This is a genomic window from Paenibacillus pinihumi DSM 23905 = JCM 16419 (assembly GCF_000422505.1).
Classification (GTDB): Bacteria; Bacillota; Bacilli; order Paenibacillales; family Paenibacillaceae; genus Paenibacillus_D; species Paenibacillus_D pinihumi.
The window spans coordinates 829,387-846,801 of sequence record NZ_KE383864.1 but is presented as its reverse complement, the minus strand read 5'-3'; the positions used below and the strand labels follow the sequence as shown (position 1 = coordinate 846,801).

Sequence of the window (17,415 nt, the reverse complement as noted above, 5' to 3'; positions counted from 1 at the left end):
CGTGCAAACTAGGGTAAACTTACGAGAACAGCCTCTCGTCCCTAGCCGATGAGCTAAGGATGAGAGGCTTTTTTGAAATATAAGCGTTTATAAGGTTTCACTTGTATTAATGGCTTCTATTTCTACGTGAAACGACGCTGTGCGTGTGAAATACAGTACAGCCGTTTACACTTGAGAATATTAAAAGGTCTGAACTATATTTCGTACGCATAAACGCAATCTGCCCTGAATAAGACAGTGGCAGGCGTTATGCTTGAATCAAGGAGGCAATCAGAAATGAGTGAAGAACGTCAGCAGGGCTATCAGCCTCTTGCCATTGAACCGAAGTGGCAGCGTTACTGGGATGAGAATAAAACATTTAAAACAACCGAGGATCCGGAAAAACCAAAGTTCTACGCGCTGGATATGTTCCCGTATCCGTCAGGTTCAGGTCTGCACGTAGGCCACCCGGAAGGATATACGGCTACTGATATTGTATCACGCTACAAAAGAATGAGGGGCTACAACGTCCTCCATCCGATGGGCTGGGACGCTTTTGGTTTGCCTGCGGAACAGCATGCGCTCGATACAGGCCAGCATCCGCGTGACATTACTTTCAAGAACATTGATAACTTCCGTCGCCAAATCAAATCTCTTGGCTTCTCCTACGATTGGGACCGGGAGTTCAGCACGACTGACCCGGACTATTATAAATGGACGCAATGGATCTTCATCCAGCTCTACAAGCGCGGTCTGGCTTATGTGGCAGAGGTTCCGGTTAACTGGTGCCCGGCTCTGGGTACTGTACTGGCCAACGAAGAAGTTATTGACGGCCTCAGCGAGCGCGGAGGGCACCCGGTTATCCGTCGTCCGATGCGTCAATGGATGCTGAAAATTACCGCTTATGCAGAGCGCCTGCTGGAAGACCTGGAGGAGCTGGACTGGAGCGAGAGCATCAAGGATATGCAGCGCAACTGGATCGGCAAATCCAAGGGTGCGGAAGTAACCTTTGCCATTGAGGGCCATGAAGAGTCACTGGTGGTATTTACTACCCGTCCGGATACCTTGTTCGGTGCCACTTACTGTGTGCTTGCTCCAGAGCATGAGCTGGTTGCCAAGATTGCGACCGCTGAGCAGCGCCAGGCTGTTGAAGCCTATCAGGAAGCGGCAGCGCGCAAGAGCGATCTGGAGCGTACTGATTTGGCCAAGGATAAAACAGGCGTATTTACAGGCGCGTATGCGATCAATCCGGTTAACGGTGCGAAAACACCGGTCTGGATTGCCGATTATGTGCTTGGCGGTTATGGTACAGGGGCGATTATGGCGGTGCCTGGGCATGACCAGCGCGACTGGGAGTTTGCCAAGCAGTTCAATCTTCCGATTATCGAAGTCGTTCAGGGCGGAGATGTGGAGAAGGAAGCATATTCCGGCGATGGAGCGCATATTAACTCCGGTCTGCTGGACGGCCTGGACAATGAACAGGCGATTGCGGCAATCATCAGTTGGCTCGAGAAGGAAGGCAAAGGATGCGGCAAAGTAACCTATCGTCTGCGTGACTGGCTTTTCAGCCGTCAGCGCTATTGGGGTGAGCCGATCCCGGTACTGCATCTGGAAGACGGCACTATGAAGACGGTACCGGAGTCCGAGCTGCCGCTCGTATTGCCTGACGTAGATCAGATTACGCCTTCCGGAACCGGCGAGTCGCCGCTGGCTGTTGTGACAGACTGGGTAGAGACGATTGATCCGGAGACAGGCATGAAGGCACGCCGCGAGACGAATACAATGCCGCAATGGGCGGGAAGCTGCTGGTATTACCTGCGTTTTATTGATCCGCATAACAAGGATGAGATTTGTTCCAAGGAGAAGCAGGAAGAGTGGCTGCCGGTTGACCTGTATATCGGGGGAGCCGAGCATGCGGTACTGCACTTGCTCTATGCCCGTTTCTGGCATAAGGTGTTATACGACTTGGGCGTCGTTTCGACGAAGGAGCCTTTCCACAAACTTGTTAACCAAGGCATGATCCTGGGTACAAACAATGAAAAAATGAGTAAATCACGCGGCAATGTCATCAATCCGGATGATATTGTGAACGAGTATGGCGCGGATACGCTCAGAATGTATGAAATGTTCATGGGACCGCTGGAAGCGACCAAGCCTTGGAATACGAACGGGGTAGAGGGCTCTTACCGCTTCCTCAGCCGTGTATGGCGCCTGTTCGTCGGTGATGATGGAGCGCTCAATTCAAAAATTACCGATGGCGAAGGCAGCGAAGCGTTCAAGCGTGTATGGCATCGCACAATCAAGAAGGTTACAGAGGATTATGATAACCTCCGTTTCAATACGGCGATCAGCCAGTTGATGATCTTTGTAAATGAAGCTTACAAGAGCGATGAGCTGCCGCGCGCGGCCATGGAGCACTTTATACAGCTCCTCGCGCCTGTGGCACCGCATATTACAGAAGAACTGTGGGATAAGCTTGGTCATGAAGGGTCAATCACTTACGTCAGCTGGCCGCAATATGACGAAGCTTGGACGGTTGACCAGGAGGTCGAAATTGTCGTTCAGGTGAATGGCAAAATCGTTGAGCGCTTGTCTGTTGCTGCCGATCTTGATCAGCAGGGACTGGAAGAAAGGGCGAAAGAATCTGCCAAGGTTAAAGACGCAATTGAAGGCAAAACCATCCGTAAAGTAATTGCGGTAAAAGGCAAACTTGTAAATATCGTCGTATCCTAAGTGGATGAACCAGCATGTACAGGCCGATATAACAAAAACAGCGTACGTCTTAGTGGCGTACGCTGCTTTCAAAATGGCAGGAATGTTTTTTGTGCGCGGCGGCGCGTAGGGTGAATCCGGGAATAACAGATAGCTCAGGAGCCTTTGATTTTCTCCTCATAGAAAGCAGCTGTGACCTTCTGGACATCCTCGTTGTATTTGGCGTGGGTGGTTCGAACGAGCCGGTTGAACACGCCTTCCAGCTCATGATCGAGCATTTGAAGCGCCTGGGCGGTAATCCCGCCGGGAACGGATACCCGGGCTTGCAGCTCAAGAGGTGTGAAGCCTCCTTCTGTGAGCAGTTTGCCGGTGCCTAGCAGCATATTGCTGGCGAGTGTGACGGCTTCATCGTGGTCGATGCCGGTTTCCTCTACGGCAGCATCGACAAATCTTTGCAGCAGATAGGCGAAGAAAGCCGGGCCGCAGCTCGACAGATCGGAGACGATACGGGTGTAGCGTTCCTCGATCCGCAGCGGCTGGCTGATATGGCTGAGCAGTTCCTCCAGCCTGCGGTGATCCTGCTCGCTCGTGCGGCTGCCGTATATGCAAAGAGAAGCGCCGCTGAGTGTATAGTTTGTAATACTTGGAATGACCTTCGCCACTTTAGAAGGCACACATTCCTCCAATTGGGCCAGAAGCACTGGACTTGTGATCGAGACGATCATTTGCTCCGGCTGCATGCTGGCCTTTATTTCGTCCAGGACCTTTTTATAATCCAGCGGTTTGACACACAGGAATACAATATCGCGGTCTGCCGCAGCTTCCACATTCGAAGTTACAGCCTGCAAGCCCGGATGCCTGGTAGCCAGACTTTCGGCCTTTGTGAAGGAGCGGTTGGCTGCCTTGATTTGCCCGGGGAGCAAGGCTCCTGATTGGATGAAAGAGTCAATCAGCAGGCTGCCCATGCTTCCGGTTCCGATAAACCCGATGTTCATTGTAAATCCCTCCTTTACACGACGCGTTCGCACGCTGCTCTTAATACCTTATGACACCCTGCTTGGCAGACATGATCAAATATTTTATAAAAATATTAAATAACCAAGATATTAGTTCATTTATCTATCAAATTATGGCGAGGAGATGAAGATGATGCATCATAAAATGAGTTCCGCTGCAATTTCCCGGTGGTCGGCTATCGGTCTGTTAGCAGCAGCGCTGCTGCTGCTCGCAGTGGCATTATGGACAAGGAACGACAAGGATACAGAGGAATGGCTAAGGCTGGACGGGCAGTTGGGGAAGGCGCTGGGAGCTTATGAAGAACCACAATCATCCGCTTCCACTAGCGGCAGTATGGCTGCCGGGGCCTCCGGCAAGATTGCAGATTCGCTGCCGGATAAGAACGCAGGCGCACAGAGCGGCACGGGACTGGACGGGAAATCTGCATACGACAAGGACCAAGGGGCAGCAGGGGAAGGAGCAGTCAGGGACGGGGGTACATCGGCCCAGGACAATGGTGCAGGTACAGGGGAGGGGAAAGGTTATGAGTCCAATGCAAGCCATGGGCAGCACTCAGGCGATACGCCGCCGCCGGAGCCGCTGGTTGATGCCGAGGGACGGCTTAATTTGAACAAGGCGCAGGCGGAGGATTTGATCGCGCTGCCGGGCATCGGTCCGGCCAAAGCCCAGGCGATTGTTGATGAGCGCAGCCGTAACGGGCTCTTCCGTTCTGTCGAAGATATTACCCGGGTGAAGGGAATCGGGTCGAAAATGCTGGAAAAAATCAAAAACAGCATTGTCGTATATCCCGGATTATGAGAAAATAGTACCAGGTTTGGCAGGCCATCGTTCTTTCATTCGTTACAAGGTGAAAGCGTTAAGCAAAATTTTTGCCATTATGAGCCTATTTCTTATATTCAAGGAGGAGTACCATCGATGACAGAGGAAAGAAAGCAAGCATTTGAGACTCTGGCTATCCATGCCGGACAGGAAATAGACCCGACTACGATGTCCAGAGCGGTTCCAATCTATCAGACAACCTCTTACGGTTTCCGGGATACTGACCATGCTGCCAACTTGTTTGGACTGAAAGAGTTCGGCAACATCTACACACGTCTGATGAACCCGACTACTGATGTGCTGGAGCAGCGGGTTGCAGCATTGGAAGGCGGGGCAGGGGCGCTTGCTGTTGCATCCGGTTCTGCAGCTATCACATACTCCATTCTGAATATTGCCGGAGCCGGCGATGAAATCGTATCGGCTACCAGCATCTATGGCGGTACATATAACCTGTTTTCCACGACGCTGCCAAAAATCGGCATCAAGGTCATCTTCGCTGATCCTTCCGACCCGGAAAACTTCCGTAAAGCCATTACGGATAAAACAAAAGCGTTGTTTGTAGAGAGCATCGGAAACCCTAAAGGCGATGTCGCGGATTTGAGAGTCCTTGCAGACATTGCACATGAGAACGGAATTCCGCTCATTGTTGACAATACTTTCCCGACGCCATATCTGTGCCGTCCGATTGAACATGGAGCAGACATTGTTGTCCATTCTGCGACCAAGTTTATGGGTGGCCATGGGACTTCAATCGGCGGAGTTATTGTGGACAGCGGCAAGTTCGACTGGACGCAAAATGACAAGTTCCCGGGGCTGACACAGCCTGACCCGAGCTATAATGGGCTGGTATATACACAAGCGCTTGGACCGATCGCTTATATTATCAAAGCGCGCGTACAATTGCTGCGCGACATGGGTGCCGCGCTGTCCCCTTTCAATGCGTTCCTGCTGCTGCAAGGGATCGAGACGCTGCACCTCAGAATGGAGCGCCACAGCTCCAACGCTTTGAAGGTAGCCGAATATCTGGAGCAGCATGAAGCTGTTGAATGGGTAAACTATGCAGGTCTGCCTAGCCATTCTTCCTTTACACTGGCCCAGAAATATTTGCCGAATGGCCAAGGCGCTATCCTGACCTTCGAAATTAATGGCGGTCTGGAAGCAGGCAAGAAGCTGATCAATGCAATCAAGCTGTTCTCTCACCTGGCGAACGTTGGAGACTCCAAGTCTCTGATTATTCATCCGGCGAGTACAACGCATCAGCAGTTGAGCGAGGAAGAGCAATTCTCCGCAGGGGTAACACCGGGCTTGATCCGGTTGTCGATTGGTACAGAATCCATCGATGATATTATTTATGAGCTGGGGCAGGCCATTGAGGCCAGCCAGGCATAATTCATTACCTGTATGGGAAGGCTGCAAGCCTGCAAGCAAGGAAAGGAAGAATAATGATTATGGCAAGCCATGAAGCTGCGCGCAAAGACTGGGATACGTATTTTATGGACATCGCATATATGGCGTCGACACGGTCACGCTGCCCGAGAAGACATGTGGGAGCCGTACTTGTCCAGGGCAAGAACCTGATGGGAACCGCCTATAATGGTGCGCCCTCCGGTGCGCCGGACTGCTCGGAGGAAGGCTGCATGATCGTCGAGGAATATGAATTGCAGCATAAGGACGGGCAGGAGCAGATGATCAAAAAGCAGCGCTGCATCCGTACGATCCACGCCGAGCAGAACCTGCTGCTTTTCACGGACCGCATTCACCGTGAAGGCTCGACCGTGTATGTGACCGACCAGCCATGCTGGACCTGCGCCAATATGCTTGCAAACAGCGGAGTCAAGGAAATCGTCTACCATCGTGCATATAACAAGGACAGCGAAAAGGTAACCAGGCTGATGGAACAGAAGGGGCTTCGGTTCCGCAGTCTGGAACACTATTCGCCGCCACCGCAGACGATGATGGACGTACAAGCCTGATCAAAATTTTATCATTGCGACATTCAATCTTATTTTCAGTAAGGGGAAGCACCTCTTTACACATGAACATGTGTAAAGAGGTGCTTTTTTTGTGTGGCTATGAATATCGAAGCAACACTTGCGCCATTCTTATGCGAATTGTTGGACGAATGAATGGATTAATAGAGAGGTGAATTGATGATGTCCAAGAGGCCCTTGGTATGGTTTGTCATCTGCTGGGTGGGAGGTAGCGCCGTGGCAGCATCGTTCGGCAGTCCCGCCGTCCTGATGCTTGGGGCAGCGCTGGTGTCGGCCCTGGCTGCACTGGTTTTATTAGGCCATACAGGGCGGGGGCTTGCCATTGCTTGTGTGGCAGCCTATGCGCTGGCAGCCGGAGAGCGCACGTTTGCGGACATCCGCAATGTGACGGCACTGCAAGAGTTGGCAGAGGGGGCGATAGAGGTCAAGGCAGCAGCTTCAGCCGCTGCAGAAGTTGAACTGACGGGCATGATTGCCTCTCCGGTAAATGTGGATGGCGACCGGGCAAGCTTTCAATTGTCTGTGGAAAGCATCCTCCTGCAAAGGGATGGACAGCTTCACGTGCTGAAAGAAAGAATGATGGTTCAGGTCAAGCTGCTCCATGAAGAAGAGCAGCGGACTGCTGCAGCATGGAGGCGGGGAGATCGGATACAGGCGACCGGGGAGCTTCAATTGCCTGCAGGAGCGACCAATTTCGGCGGATTTGATTACAGGCGCTACCTCCATACCAAGCGAATCCATTGGCTGTTCAAGGTGCAGGGGGCCCAAGTTGTGAATACCCAACCGGGCAGCAGCTGGACACTGCCCGCACTGCTGGGAATAGTCGATCAGGCCAGGGCATGGCTGGGTGAACGGCTGGACAGGCTGTACCCAGGCCAGCATGCAGGCTTTATGAAGGGGCTTGTCATCGGGATGAGAGAGGACATGGACCCTGCCCAATACCAGCAGTTTTCCGGACTTGGAATGAGCCATATCCTTGCTGTCTCCGGCCTGCATGTCGGGGTATTTTTGTATGGGCTGACCCTCGCGCTCCGCATGTTCAGACTGACAAAAGAGAGCACAATGAATGTGCTGATGGCAGCTGTTCCCGTCTATGTGCTGCTTGCCGGAGCAACACCTTCAGTCGTTCGCGCCGGCCTAATGGCCGTAATTGGACTGATGGCAGCCAAACGGAAGATGCTTAAGGATGGATTGCACATTCTGGCCTTTGCCGCACTGGTTATGCTTTTCATAGAACCGTATATGCTGGAAAACGTGAGTTTTCAATTTTCATTTCTTGTAACCGGAGGGCTGATCCTTGGTGTGCCGCCTTTGCGCAGAGCGTTTCCTGACTGGAAACGGGGACAGTGGGTGCTGGACATGACAGCCGTATCCATCGTAGCGGAGCTGATCTCATTTCCGCTGACGATCTATTATTTTAACAGCTATAATTTGCTTTCCTTGCCTGCCAATTTACTGCTGGTACCTGTTATTAGCTCTATTAGTCTACCCTTGGGAACCGTATCCCTGCTGCTTTCGATGCTGTGGCAGCCTCTTGGTGAGGCCGCGGCAGGGCTAGCCCGCATAACCAATACATTTACGTTCCGGACAATTGAAGCACTCGACCAAATTTCAGCTGCAAAGCTGGTATGGCCTTCTCCTTCGGCAGGATGGATTGCTGTCTGGTTTTTCGTTGTGCTGCTTGCCATTCATTGTCTGGCAGCGATCGTATCCGTTCGCAGACAGCAGTATTCGGCAAGGGAAGTTGTCCGGGGAATGGCACGTTCAGATGGGGAGCTGCCCACACAGCCCCTTGGTTCGACCAGAGGCACTCCGGGAATCATGAGAGCAGAGACCGGGGACGAAAGGCAGTCATTGTGGACCAGGCGCATTCAGGCAGCTTCTATTGCCTCACTGATTATTGTGCTGCTCATCCATGCTTATCATCCCGGCCGCTGGGACAAGGCGGCTGCCATTCATTTTCTGGATGTAGGACAGGGTGATGCGATTCTTATTCGTACGCCCCAGGGAAGACATATCCTGGTGGATGGCGGGGGCACCATTAAGTTTGGCAGACTCCAAGAGGAATGGAAGGAGCGTCGGGATCCGTTTGAGGTGGGACGGAAGGTGGTTGTACCGCTGCTAAAGAAGCGGGGCGTACAGCAAATTGATCTGCTTGTCATCTCTCACCTGGATACCGACCATATCGGAGGGCTTCAGGCAGTGCTGGAATCCATCCCAGTCAACAAATTATTGTGGAACGGTACGGTAAAGCCATCTTCAGATGCCAAAAAGCTGCTCGCCACTGCACTTGAAAAGGGGATTCCGGTATATCAGGCTTGTACCGGAACCGGGCTGAAGCTTGAGCCGCATGTAGAGTTTGAGGTGCTGTGGCCGCGGGTACCTTGTATGATGGATACATATGAAGACGTTCGGGTGAAGGAGGTTAAGGACCAGAATGGAAGCAGTGTAGCACTTCTGCTTAAGCTTTACGGACGCAGTCTGCTGCTGGCGGGGGATATGGAGGCGGCATCAGAGAAGTTCCTGCTGGCCGGGCTGAGGGATGAGCAGCGCAGCAAGGGGCCAATCGACCTGATGAAACTGTCCCATCATGGCAGCCGAACATCGACAACAGAGGAATGGGTTCAATACTGGACGCCTGCAGCAGCATTTATCTCTGTAGGCAGGACGAACAGTTACGGACATCCGCATCCGACCGTGACGGAGCGCCTGGACAAATACGGGATTTTTACGCTGCGGACGGATTTGCACGGGGAAATTCAGATCAAAATTGCGGACGGCCAAATAAGCTGGCGCACGAAGCTGGGCGGGAGCCCGCCGTAATAGTTGCGTGACAGCCAAAGCAGAAGCCCTGCTTAGCGGGCCGGGTTAAAACAACATGCACCTTTGTAATTAAAGAGCTGTCGGGCAGTAAAGGATTGACCATGTATTACAGCATCCGTTTAGCTGGATTCTGCAGCCATTTAGTTTGCAGGAACAGATTGGGGCAGGTGCTTTTTTGACATTAATTCCATAGGATGATGTAAGCGGCAACGCTCTATACGCTTGGCTGTTTTTCTGCTATTCTTATTGAGGAATATATGAAATCGCGGCCAATCAGGATCTTGTGGCGGGAATAAGCGCGAGATTACCATTATAAGTCACAAATGACCATACCGGACTAATTTTATGATAATGAACTTTCAAGAAATAGATGGAATTGTGCGCGTACAGCCATGATTAGAAATAGTCTTTTGAATAAACTTTTTTACGGCGTATTACATGCCCGCTGACCGGGTGCTATTTGAGTAATGGCTAAAAAATTTAAAAAAATTTTAAGATCTGCAGTTTAGACTGCAACATTCATTTCAGCCTTTCCGTCTGAAAGGTTGCAAGAGAGGGGGATCCTTCGTGGTAGAGCCTGGTCTCATAAGAGCCGCTCAATCGGGCGATCGCGACGCTCTAATTACCCTATTGCGCGAGATTGAAACTCATGTGTATCGGACAGCCTATTATATTGTGAACAATGAACAGGATGCGATGGATGCCGCTCAGGAGGCGCTTATTCGCATCTACACCAAAATTGGCTCTTACGAGGAAAAAGCACAATTCAAGACCTGGGTGCAGCGAATCGTAACGAATATATGCATTGATAAATTCCGGCGCAGCAAGCCGACGGTGTCGATTGACGAGCATGAAATGGTGTTTCAAGAGAAGCAGAATGTTGAGGATGAGGTATTGTCCACCTATGTGGCCAAAGATATACGCGAAGCCATCGACAAGCTTCCCGAGCATCACCGCGCGGTAGTCGTGCTGAGGTATCTGCAGGATTTCTCGTACAATGAAATTGCCGACTCTCTTGATTTGCCATTGAATACAGTGAAATCTTATTTATTCCGGGCCAGGCAGCAGCTGCAAACATTACTCCATGATTATCAGAAAGGTGGTGTCCGAGGATGACTTGTCAAGAGGTGATGGACTATATGCAAAGACAGCTGGACGGGGATCTGGATGAACGGGAAACCGAGATTCTGATGAGCCATACAAGGAATTGCCCGGACTGTGCCGAAATGCAGGAGCGCTTGAGCCGACTGTCATCTGAACTGGAGAATTTGCCCAAAGTGACTCCCGCCTACAGCCTGGTTGATGCCATTATGCCCCGGCTGGAGCAGATTGAGCTTCAGCGTCAGGAGACTGAACCAGAGGAGAAGCCTGCCCCGCGGCGCAGACAAGCGCCAGACAGAAGCGGAAAAAGCTGGTTTCAGCGCTATCGTGTGCTGAGCGGCGTCGTTGCAGCAGGCCTCGTAGCCGGTATATTTATGCTGACCTATAATCCTCAGAATATGCCTACAGCGCTGGAGAAAAGCTCTGCTGGTGACCATACAGCGGCTGACAGCAGCTTGTTGCGAACCAATGTGACTGTGCAAAGCTCTAATCAGAATACAGCTGGAAACGAAGAGCAGAATGGCGTGGCATCTGATGAGCCTGCCATGAAGTCGAAGACGGAAGAGAGTCAAGAGTCTACCGTCCAACCGCAACAGCCCGGCCAGAGCCCGGACAGCGAGGTTCGGCCGGAGCCGCATAAAGCTGATTCTGGCAAGGAGTCGCCTCCCAAGAAGCCGGCCAACAGGGTGACTGCATCGTCACCGTCCGATTCTCCAGGGAAGCATGGGAATTCTGCGCCAAGCGAGAAGGAACTGCAGGGTTCGGAGGTTTCTTCAGGCTCTGAGCGGAGTGGCAGCGGCAAGAACGAAGCTTCAGATGAGAGTTCAAAGGAAGCGCCGGATATGGCGTTTGCCCCGCCTGCTGATGCTGGCGCCGAGATTTTCAATGAACAGAAATCATTCACCGGTACTGCGCAAGCACAGCAAGCCGTATCGCCTAATGGCTTGTACAGTGCAGAAGTAACAGACAAAACCGTATCCATTCAGAGTACGGACAAACAGGAGTTGCTGTTCAGAGGCGGAGAGAGGGATGGCGTTATTTCCAATCTCGTCTGGTCGGAGGACAGTCTGACACTGGGATATGATGTGCAGGACAGTGGAGGGGATATCTTCCATTATGTTATTCATATCAAAGACGGAACGGAAACAAAACAATAAATCGGGCGAGCCTGTTATGCACACATTGTAGCAATCCAGCATATGGTATAGCATCAGGAAGCTTAAACGTTGTGGCCTTGATAATCGTATGACCATTCAACAGGAGAGGCCATGGACCTCCTAGGGAATGTTTATATAGATATTCAGGGACAAAGGGATGATGCCGTGCCGGCATCATCCCTTTGTTGCGGTATCCGGGCAGGGAGGATTAACAATGGATTTGAGAAGTGCAATCAAGGAAATTCGCAGCGGCCAGCCAAGGCCGGTATATGTTCTGTACGGCAAAGACCGCTACCGTATGCAGGAATTTTTTACATCCTTAACGGACCAGCTTCTGGGGCCGGATGAGAAGGAACTGGGTATTGTCAAATTTGATACCGCCGAGACGTTAATCGAGGAAGCGGTACTGGAAGCCGAGACCATGCCATTCTTTGCCGCCCGCAAGATTATTATGATTCGGGATCAGACCTTGCTTGCCGCGGGTAAAGACAGTAAGTTGGATCATCAGCCGGACCGGCTGCTTGAATATTTGAAGGAACCTTGTGAGACAAGCACCATTGTCTTCCTCGTCCAAGCGGACAAGCTGGATGAGCGTCGCAAGCTGGTGAAGCGGCTTAAGGACCTGGATGTGCTGCTGATGTTCCAGGAGCTGGAAGGCAATGATTTGCTGCGCTGGATTATGAAGCGGGCGCAATCGCAAGGCCGTGAGCTTAGCGAGGACGCTGCCGAACTGATTACCATCCGCTGCGGACATAATTTGCAGCAAATCTCACAGGAGGTGGACAAGCTCTGTCTCTATGTCGGGGATGGAGGGAAAATCAGTCGTACTGAAGTAGATACGCTGACGATTCCTTCGGTGGAGGAGGATGTGTTTGCACTTGTGGATGCAATGGCATCGATCCAGACGAAGAGGGCGTTGGAGCTGTACAAACAGCTGCTGCTGCGCAAGGAGGAGCCAATTAAGATTGTGGCCCTTATGGCGCGCCAGTTCCGTATCATGCTTCAGATCAAGGAACTGGAGGGGCATCAATATACGCCACAGCAGATCGGGTCACGACTCGGGCTGCATCCCTATGTCGTCAAGCTGTCTGCTGAGAAAGCGCGGCGGTACGAAGCCAGCCGCCTCGCAAGCGAACTTTCCCGTCTCGCCGAGCTGGATTTTCAAATGAAGACCGGACAAATTGACAAGGTGCTCGGTGTGGAGCTATTTCTGCTTCGAATGGGCGCTTAATAGAGGGGTGACTGCCCGCCGTCACAGTGCAATCGAGATTAATTACAGGCAGGAGTTGATGGCATGATACACGTGTTTATTCGTATCGATGCATGTGGCTCCGGGCAAAGAGTTCCGAATTATCTTTGCTTGGAGCCTTTTTCATACGCATAGCGGGACTCTTTGCTTCTCTATATATCGAATGATGAGATATAGACAGGAGCAAACAAAATGAAATATCAAAATGCACAAAAGAAGCTGCCGAAAAAACTGCTGCTCGATATACAGCAGTATGTTCAAGGGAGCTATTTATATATTCCGGTTTGCCAGGAGAATAAGAAACGATGGGGCGAGAGCTCCGGTTACAAGCAGATGCTGCATGAACGTAATAAAGAAATCTTCCAAAAGTACTCCTCAGGCATGTCTGCCAAGCAGCTTGCAGAGCACTATTATATGACTGAACATAGCATTAGGAGAATTATCCGCGGGCAGCGCGGACAATATTGAGACTGTATAATTGCTGTCCTTCTCATCTTGGCTTTCATGTAATAAGCTTGTCCTTAACGACATGACTTAGGAGGCACAGCATGGGCGATTATCATTTGCTGGATATTGAATTTGATTCTAACGGACATAAGCAGGTTGTTACACCAGTTCTGATTCAGGATGAAGAGGATACGGTTCTCGTTGACTGCGGATATCCCGGTTTCATTCCTCTATTGAAAGCGGCGGCTGGCAGGGAGAAGATCACTCTGGAGGCAATTACGAAGATCATCGTGACCCATCATGATTTGGACCATATGGGTTCACTGGCGGCGCTTAAGCAAGCATATCCGCATATTTTTATTGTCGCCCATGAGCTGGAAGCGCCGTACATAGACGGAACCAGGAAATCTCTTCGGGCAAGGCAGGCAGAATCTACATTTGATACACTGCCGGACGAACAAAAGCCCCATGTGGAGCGGTTTATTCGTTTGCTACAGTCGATAGTGCCGGCTCCTGTTGACTATACGGTGGTTCACGGCAACCGGCTGCCGTGGTGTGGCGGTATTGAAATTATTCATACACCAGGCCATATGCCGGGGCATATCTCGTTATATCTGCCGTCCAGCAAGGCTCTAATCGCGGCAGATGCTGTTGTGATTGAGGATGGGAAGCTAAACATCGCCAATCCGGATTTTGCGTTAGACCTGGATGAAGCTGTCCGCTCTGTGGAACGTCTCATGGATTATGATATTGAGCAGCTCATTTGCTATCACGGCGGCTTGTATGCCGGCGATGCCAGGCAGGGGCTGATGGAGCTTGCTCAAGCATATAAGTCTTAACTGGCCTAATTGAAAAGCTCCAGCATATTAAAAGCCAAGAACAAAGGAGAGCCTCGTTCTTGGCTTTTAAATGTTGTGCTTGGATTGTAATGCGTCGTTAGTCTGATACTGCCACGGCTGTATCTGCCGGATCACACACTGTAATTTTGGCCTTCCAGGGTGGAACTGCTGCCAGCCTGTACCAGGCTATAAAAAAATCCTGTACCAGCTCCTTGCAGGGCAGGTACAGGACTTGTCTGTTCATAACAGCGTGAGCATTCTTCCCGGAAATACAAGCCGTATAAGAAACTTGACGTTCCTTATGCTGCTTCTATCCCTCACATAAACCTATCTAATCTGCATGACTGCAGAAGAAGTTCTTATGCTTGAGCCGAAAGAGCGTTAAGCTTTTTCGCCAGACGGGATTTCTTGCGGGCAGCCGCATTTTTATGAATCAGGCCTTTCGTAACGGCTTTGTCCAATTTTTTCGTGGCAACGATCAAAGCAGATTTAGCTGCTTCTGCGTCAGTGCCAGCGATAGCTTGGTCAGCAGCTTTAACTGCCGTACGAAGTGCGGATTTTTGAGAAGCGTTCAGAGCACGGCGTTTCTCGCTAGTTTTAACACGTTTGATAGCGGATTTAATGTTTGGCATGGCTTTCACCTCCTGTACAGGAAAAAAACTATATGTCTACATAACACAACTTAAAACATATTACCATGCCAATTACCAAAAAGCAATAGCTCGCACCTTCAGCTTCGTATAAAAGCACTGTGCGGGCGCACACTAAAATTAATTTCGTTTAAAGAGGGGTGCAGCACAGATGAGCGATTTGGATCTTCAGCAATTTTCCGTCCGGACAGACCTGGCGCTTGAAGCGAAGGAAATAGCGGAGCAGGGAGGCGTGGCCATTCCTGGTGTCTCGGCTACTACAGTAGATGACAACGGCGTCAGGATCACAAGCCTGACTGTCGATGATGAGCATGGCTCCAAGGCGATCGGGAAAATGATCGGAAATTATGTCACATTGGAAGTGCCGGGGTTGCGCAAGCAGGATACGGACCTGCAAAACCGGGTGACGACCCATTTTGCCAAGCAGTTCGAATTGTTTCTCAAACGGATTGGTCTTGGCGAGAACGCGAAGGCATTAGTTGTTGGTCTGGGCAATTGGAACGTCACACCCGATGCCCTTGGACCGATTGTGGTAGAAAATGTAATGATTACAAGGCATTTCTTTGAATTGATGCCAAACGATGTTGCTCCCGGCTACCGGCCAGTGAGTGCTGTTTCCCCTGGGGTGCTTGGCATTACGGGTATTGAATCCAGCGATATTATTAAAGGGATTGTCCAGCAATCCCAACCGGATTTTATCGTGGCAATAGACGCGCTTGCTTCCAAGGCTATCGAGAGGGTCAATACGACGATTCAGATTTCCGATACCGGCATTCATCCGGGCTCAGGAATTGGCAACAAGCGGCGCGGTATTACAGAAGAAATTATGGGCGTCCCTGTCATTGCAGTCGGTGTTCCAACTGTCATGTTTGCCTCGACGATTGTAAATAACTGCTTTGAGATGATGCAGAAGCATTTCCAATCCCAGACCTCCAATACCGGCCAGATTCTTGGACTGTTGGACAGAATGGAGGAGAATGAGCGTCTGGAGCTTGTACGAGAAATTTTGTCTCCGATGGGACATGATTTGCTTGTTACGCCGAAGGAAGTGGACGAATTTATCGAAGACATCGGCAATATTATTGCCAGCGGTCTTAATGCTGCGCTTCATCAGGCAATTGACACCACAAATGTAGCGGCCTACACCCATTGATCCCGTAGTGAAAATTGAAGTCCATCAGCCTCCCCCACGCAAGTGGAGGGAGGTCTTTTTACATTGATGGGAAAGCTCTAGTATTCTACAACTCTCTTTTTGATAGCTCCCGGACGGTTCTATCAGCCGCTTTCTACTCATAGGATGATAGTAAAGCGATAGACAAGGCTGGAGGAATGTCCGATGAAAAAATTGACCGGCACTTTATTTCGTCAGGGAAGCAGCGAGCGTATTCGTCAGCTTCTTGTCACGGGGAAGACTTTTGCAGTGCTCTCTTTTAGCTCGATGATCTTTTTCGTTGCGGCAGGCTTGGGGGGCATGGTGCACCAGCAGGCTTCGACATCACCTGTTTCTTCGATGAAAGGCTTTGCGGCGGCGGTGTCCAGCCAGATGTTTGCCGGCATGCTGGGGATGGAGATTCCGACCTTTGAAGGAAAGCAGGGCAGCGATGAGGCTTTCCTGGGTACCCAGACTGCAGCCTTCATGCTGCGAATGCTGACGAATGTAAATCCCCATGATCCGCGCAGCCTGATTGCGTCAGAGCTGCCGGGATTGGCTGCGGATGAAGCCGTTCTGCTGCGTACCGGGACAGGCAGCAAGACTGGTGCAGGACCGAAGGATCAGCAACCGCTCCCGATTGCTGAAGCGGACGACGAGCCGTCTGCTCCTGGAAAGAAAGATGAAGGCAAGACAAAGGCCGGGAACCCGGGCAGCAAGAGCAATACAGCGAAGCCGCCGGCAGTGGCCGAGCTGCCAGGGAATAACGGGAAGAAGCCGGGTGTAAGCACGCCGAATGCAGACATGAAAAAAGTATTTATCTATCATTCGCATCCGAGAGAATCATGGTACACCGTCGGAGACAGCAATGCGGATTCCAAGACGGATAATATTACGATGGTAGGTAAAAGGCTGGCTGACAAGCTGGAGGAAGCCGGAATCGGCGCCATGCATTCAGACACGGATTACTCGACCGCGGTTAAAAACTACCGTTGGGAGTTATCCTATAAATATTCGAAAGAAACGGTCAAGAGCGCGATGGCTCAGGAATCGAAGCTGAAATTTTTCTTTGATATTCACCGCGATTCACAGCGCAGAAAGCATACCACCGCCACGATTAACGGCAAGGATTATGCGCAGGTATTCTTCATTATCGGCCACCGCAATCCGGGCTGGGAGAAGAATGAAGAATTCGCAACCAAGATTCATAATGCGCTGGAAAAGGAGTATCCGGGGATTTCCCGCGGTGTCTGGGGCAAGACAGCAGCTACTGGCAACGGGGAATACAACCAGTCCCTCGCGGAGCATAGTGTACTGATCGAAGTTGGCGGGGTAGACAACACCCTCGAGGAATCCTACCGTACTGCGGATGCATTGGCGAAAATTATATCGGAGATCTACTATACATCCGAAAAGGCGGAAAAGGTGGATACCAAACCGTCTGCGTGAGAGCTTTCAGGCACAAGGTGCCGGAAAAAGAG

15 protein-coding genes are annotated in these 17,415 nt (G+C 51.0%); 12 read left to right on the top strand and 3 right to left on the bottom strand.

The annotated features are described in order from the left end of the window. Nucleotides 1-276: 276 nt before the first annotated feature. Nucleotides 277-2,712, top strand: a complete 2,436-nt coding sequence (gene leuS / locus H583_RS0118045; RefSeq protein WP_028561699.1) for a leucine--tRNA ligase — start codon at nt 277-279, stop codon at nt 2,710-2,712. Between the two features lie 134 nt (nt 2,713-2,846). Here the strand turns inward: leuS and comER are convergent, their stop codons facing one another. Beyond that, on the bottom strand, nt 2,847-3,686 hold the full coding sequence (gene comER / locus H583_RS0118040; RefSeq protein WP_028561698.1) for a late competence protein ComER: 840 nt from the start codon (nt 3,684-3,686) through the stop codon (nt 2,847-2,849). A gap of 151 nt (nt 3,687-3,837) precedes the next feature. Between comER and H583_RS0118035 the strand changes: the two genes are divergently transcribed. The 9 genes from H583_RS0118035 to H583_RS0117995 all read left to right on the top strand — a co-directional run bounded on the left by H583_RS0118035 (nt 3,838) and on the right by H583_RS0117995 (nt 14,134). Continuing rightward, nucleotides 3,838-4,506: a ComEA family DNA-binding protein gene (locus tag H583_RS0118035; protein WP_245585932.1), complete on the top strand. Its 669-nt coding sequence runs from the start codon at nt 3,838-3,840 to the stop codon at nt 4,504-4,506. A gap of 117 nt (nt 4,507-4,623) precedes the next feature. Beyond that, on the top strand, nt 4,624-5,916 hold the full coding sequence (locus H583_RS0118030) for a homocysteine synthase (RefSeq protein ID WP_028561696.1): 1,293 nt from the start codon (nt 4,624-4,626) through the stop codon (nt 5,914-5,916). A gap of 59 nt (nt 5,917-5,975) precedes the next feature. After that, entirely contained in the window at nt 5,976-6,500 is a 525-nt protein-coding gene (locus H583_RS0118025; protein ID WP_028561695.1) for a deoxycytidylate deaminase, read from the top strand. A gap of 234 nt (nt 6,501-6,734) precedes the next feature. Beyond that, nucleotides 6,735-9,341 (top strand): ComEC/Rec2 family competence protein, encoded by a 2,607-nt coding sequence (locus H583_RS33340; RefSeq protein WP_051236581.1) that lies wholly within the window; start codon nt 6,735-6,737, stop codon nt 9,339-9,341. Nucleotides 9,342-9,908: 567 nt separating this feature from the next. Further along, on the top strand, nt 9,909-10,457 hold the full coding sequence (locus H583_RS0118015) for an RNA polymerase sigma factor (RefSeq protein ID WP_028561694.1): 549 nt from the start codon (nt 9,909-9,911) through the stop codon (nt 10,455-10,457). Beyond that, nucleotides 10,454-11,599 carry an anti-sigma factor family protein gene (locus H583_RS35395; RefSeq protein WP_028561693.1) on the top strand — a complete coding sequence of 382 codons (1,146 nt, stop codon included), beginning with the start codon at nt 10,454-10,456 and terminating at the stop codon, nt 11,597-11,599. The genes H583_RS0118015 and H583_RS35395 overlap by 4 nt, the downstream gene beginning before the upstream one ends. A gap of 214 nt (nt 11,600-11,813) precedes the next feature. Further along, nucleotides 11,814-12,830, top strand: coding sequence for a DNA polymerase III subunit delta (gene holA, locus H583_RS0118005; RefSeq protein WP_028561692.1), 1,017 nt, complete (start codon nt 11,814-11,816; stop codon nt 12,828-12,830). Nucleotides 12,831-13,040: 210 nt separating this feature from the next. Further along, nucleotides 13,041-13,316: a CD3324 family protein gene (locus H583_RS0118000; protein ID WP_028561691.1), complete on the top strand. Its 276-nt coding sequence runs from the start codon at nt 13,041-13,043 to the stop codon at nt 13,314-13,316. Between the two features lie 80 nt (nt 13,317-13,396). Beyond that, complete coding sequence (locus H583_RS0117995; protein ID WP_028561690.1) at nt 13,397-14,134, top strand: MBL fold metallo-hydrolase; 738 nt, start codon at nt 13,397-13,399, stop codon at nt 14,132-14,134. A 97-nt stretch (nt 14,135-14,231) separates the two neighbouring features. On the opposite strand, the gene H583_RS36670 is transcribed toward H583_RS0117995, so the two are convergent. Further along, a complete protein-coding gene (locus tag H583_RS36670; RefSeq protein ID WP_154665912.1) occupies nt 14,232-14,378 on the bottom strand; it encodes a hypothetical protein in 147 nt (48 codons plus the stop codon). A 115-nt stretch (nt 14,379-14,493) separates the two neighbouring features. After that, complete coding sequence (rpsT, locus tag H583_RS0117985) at nt 14,494-14,766, bottom strand: 30S ribosomal protein S20 (protein WP_028561689.1); 273 nt, start codon at nt 14,764-14,766, stop codon at nt 14,494-14,496. Nucleotides 14,767-14,935: 169 nt separating this feature from the next. Here rpsT and gpr point away from each other — a divergent pair, with 169 nt between their 5' ends. Together gpr and spoIIP are read left to right on the top strand one after the other, a co-directional pair. Beyond that, nucleotides 14,936-15,937 (top strand): GPR endopeptidase, encoded by a 1,002-nt coding sequence (gpr, locus tag H583_RS0117980; protein WP_028561688.1) that lies wholly within the window; start codon nt 14,936-14,938, stop codon nt 15,935-15,937. Nucleotides 15,938-16,120: 183 nt separating this feature from the next. Then, nucleotides 16,121-17,383 carry a stage II sporulation protein P gene (gene spoIIP / locus H583_RS0117975; protein ID WP_028561687.1) on the top strand — a complete coding sequence of 421 codons (1,263 nt, stop codon included), beginning with the start codon at nt 16,121-16,123 and terminating at the stop codon, nt 17,381-17,383. Nucleotides 17,384-17,415: the final 32 nt, after the last annotated feature.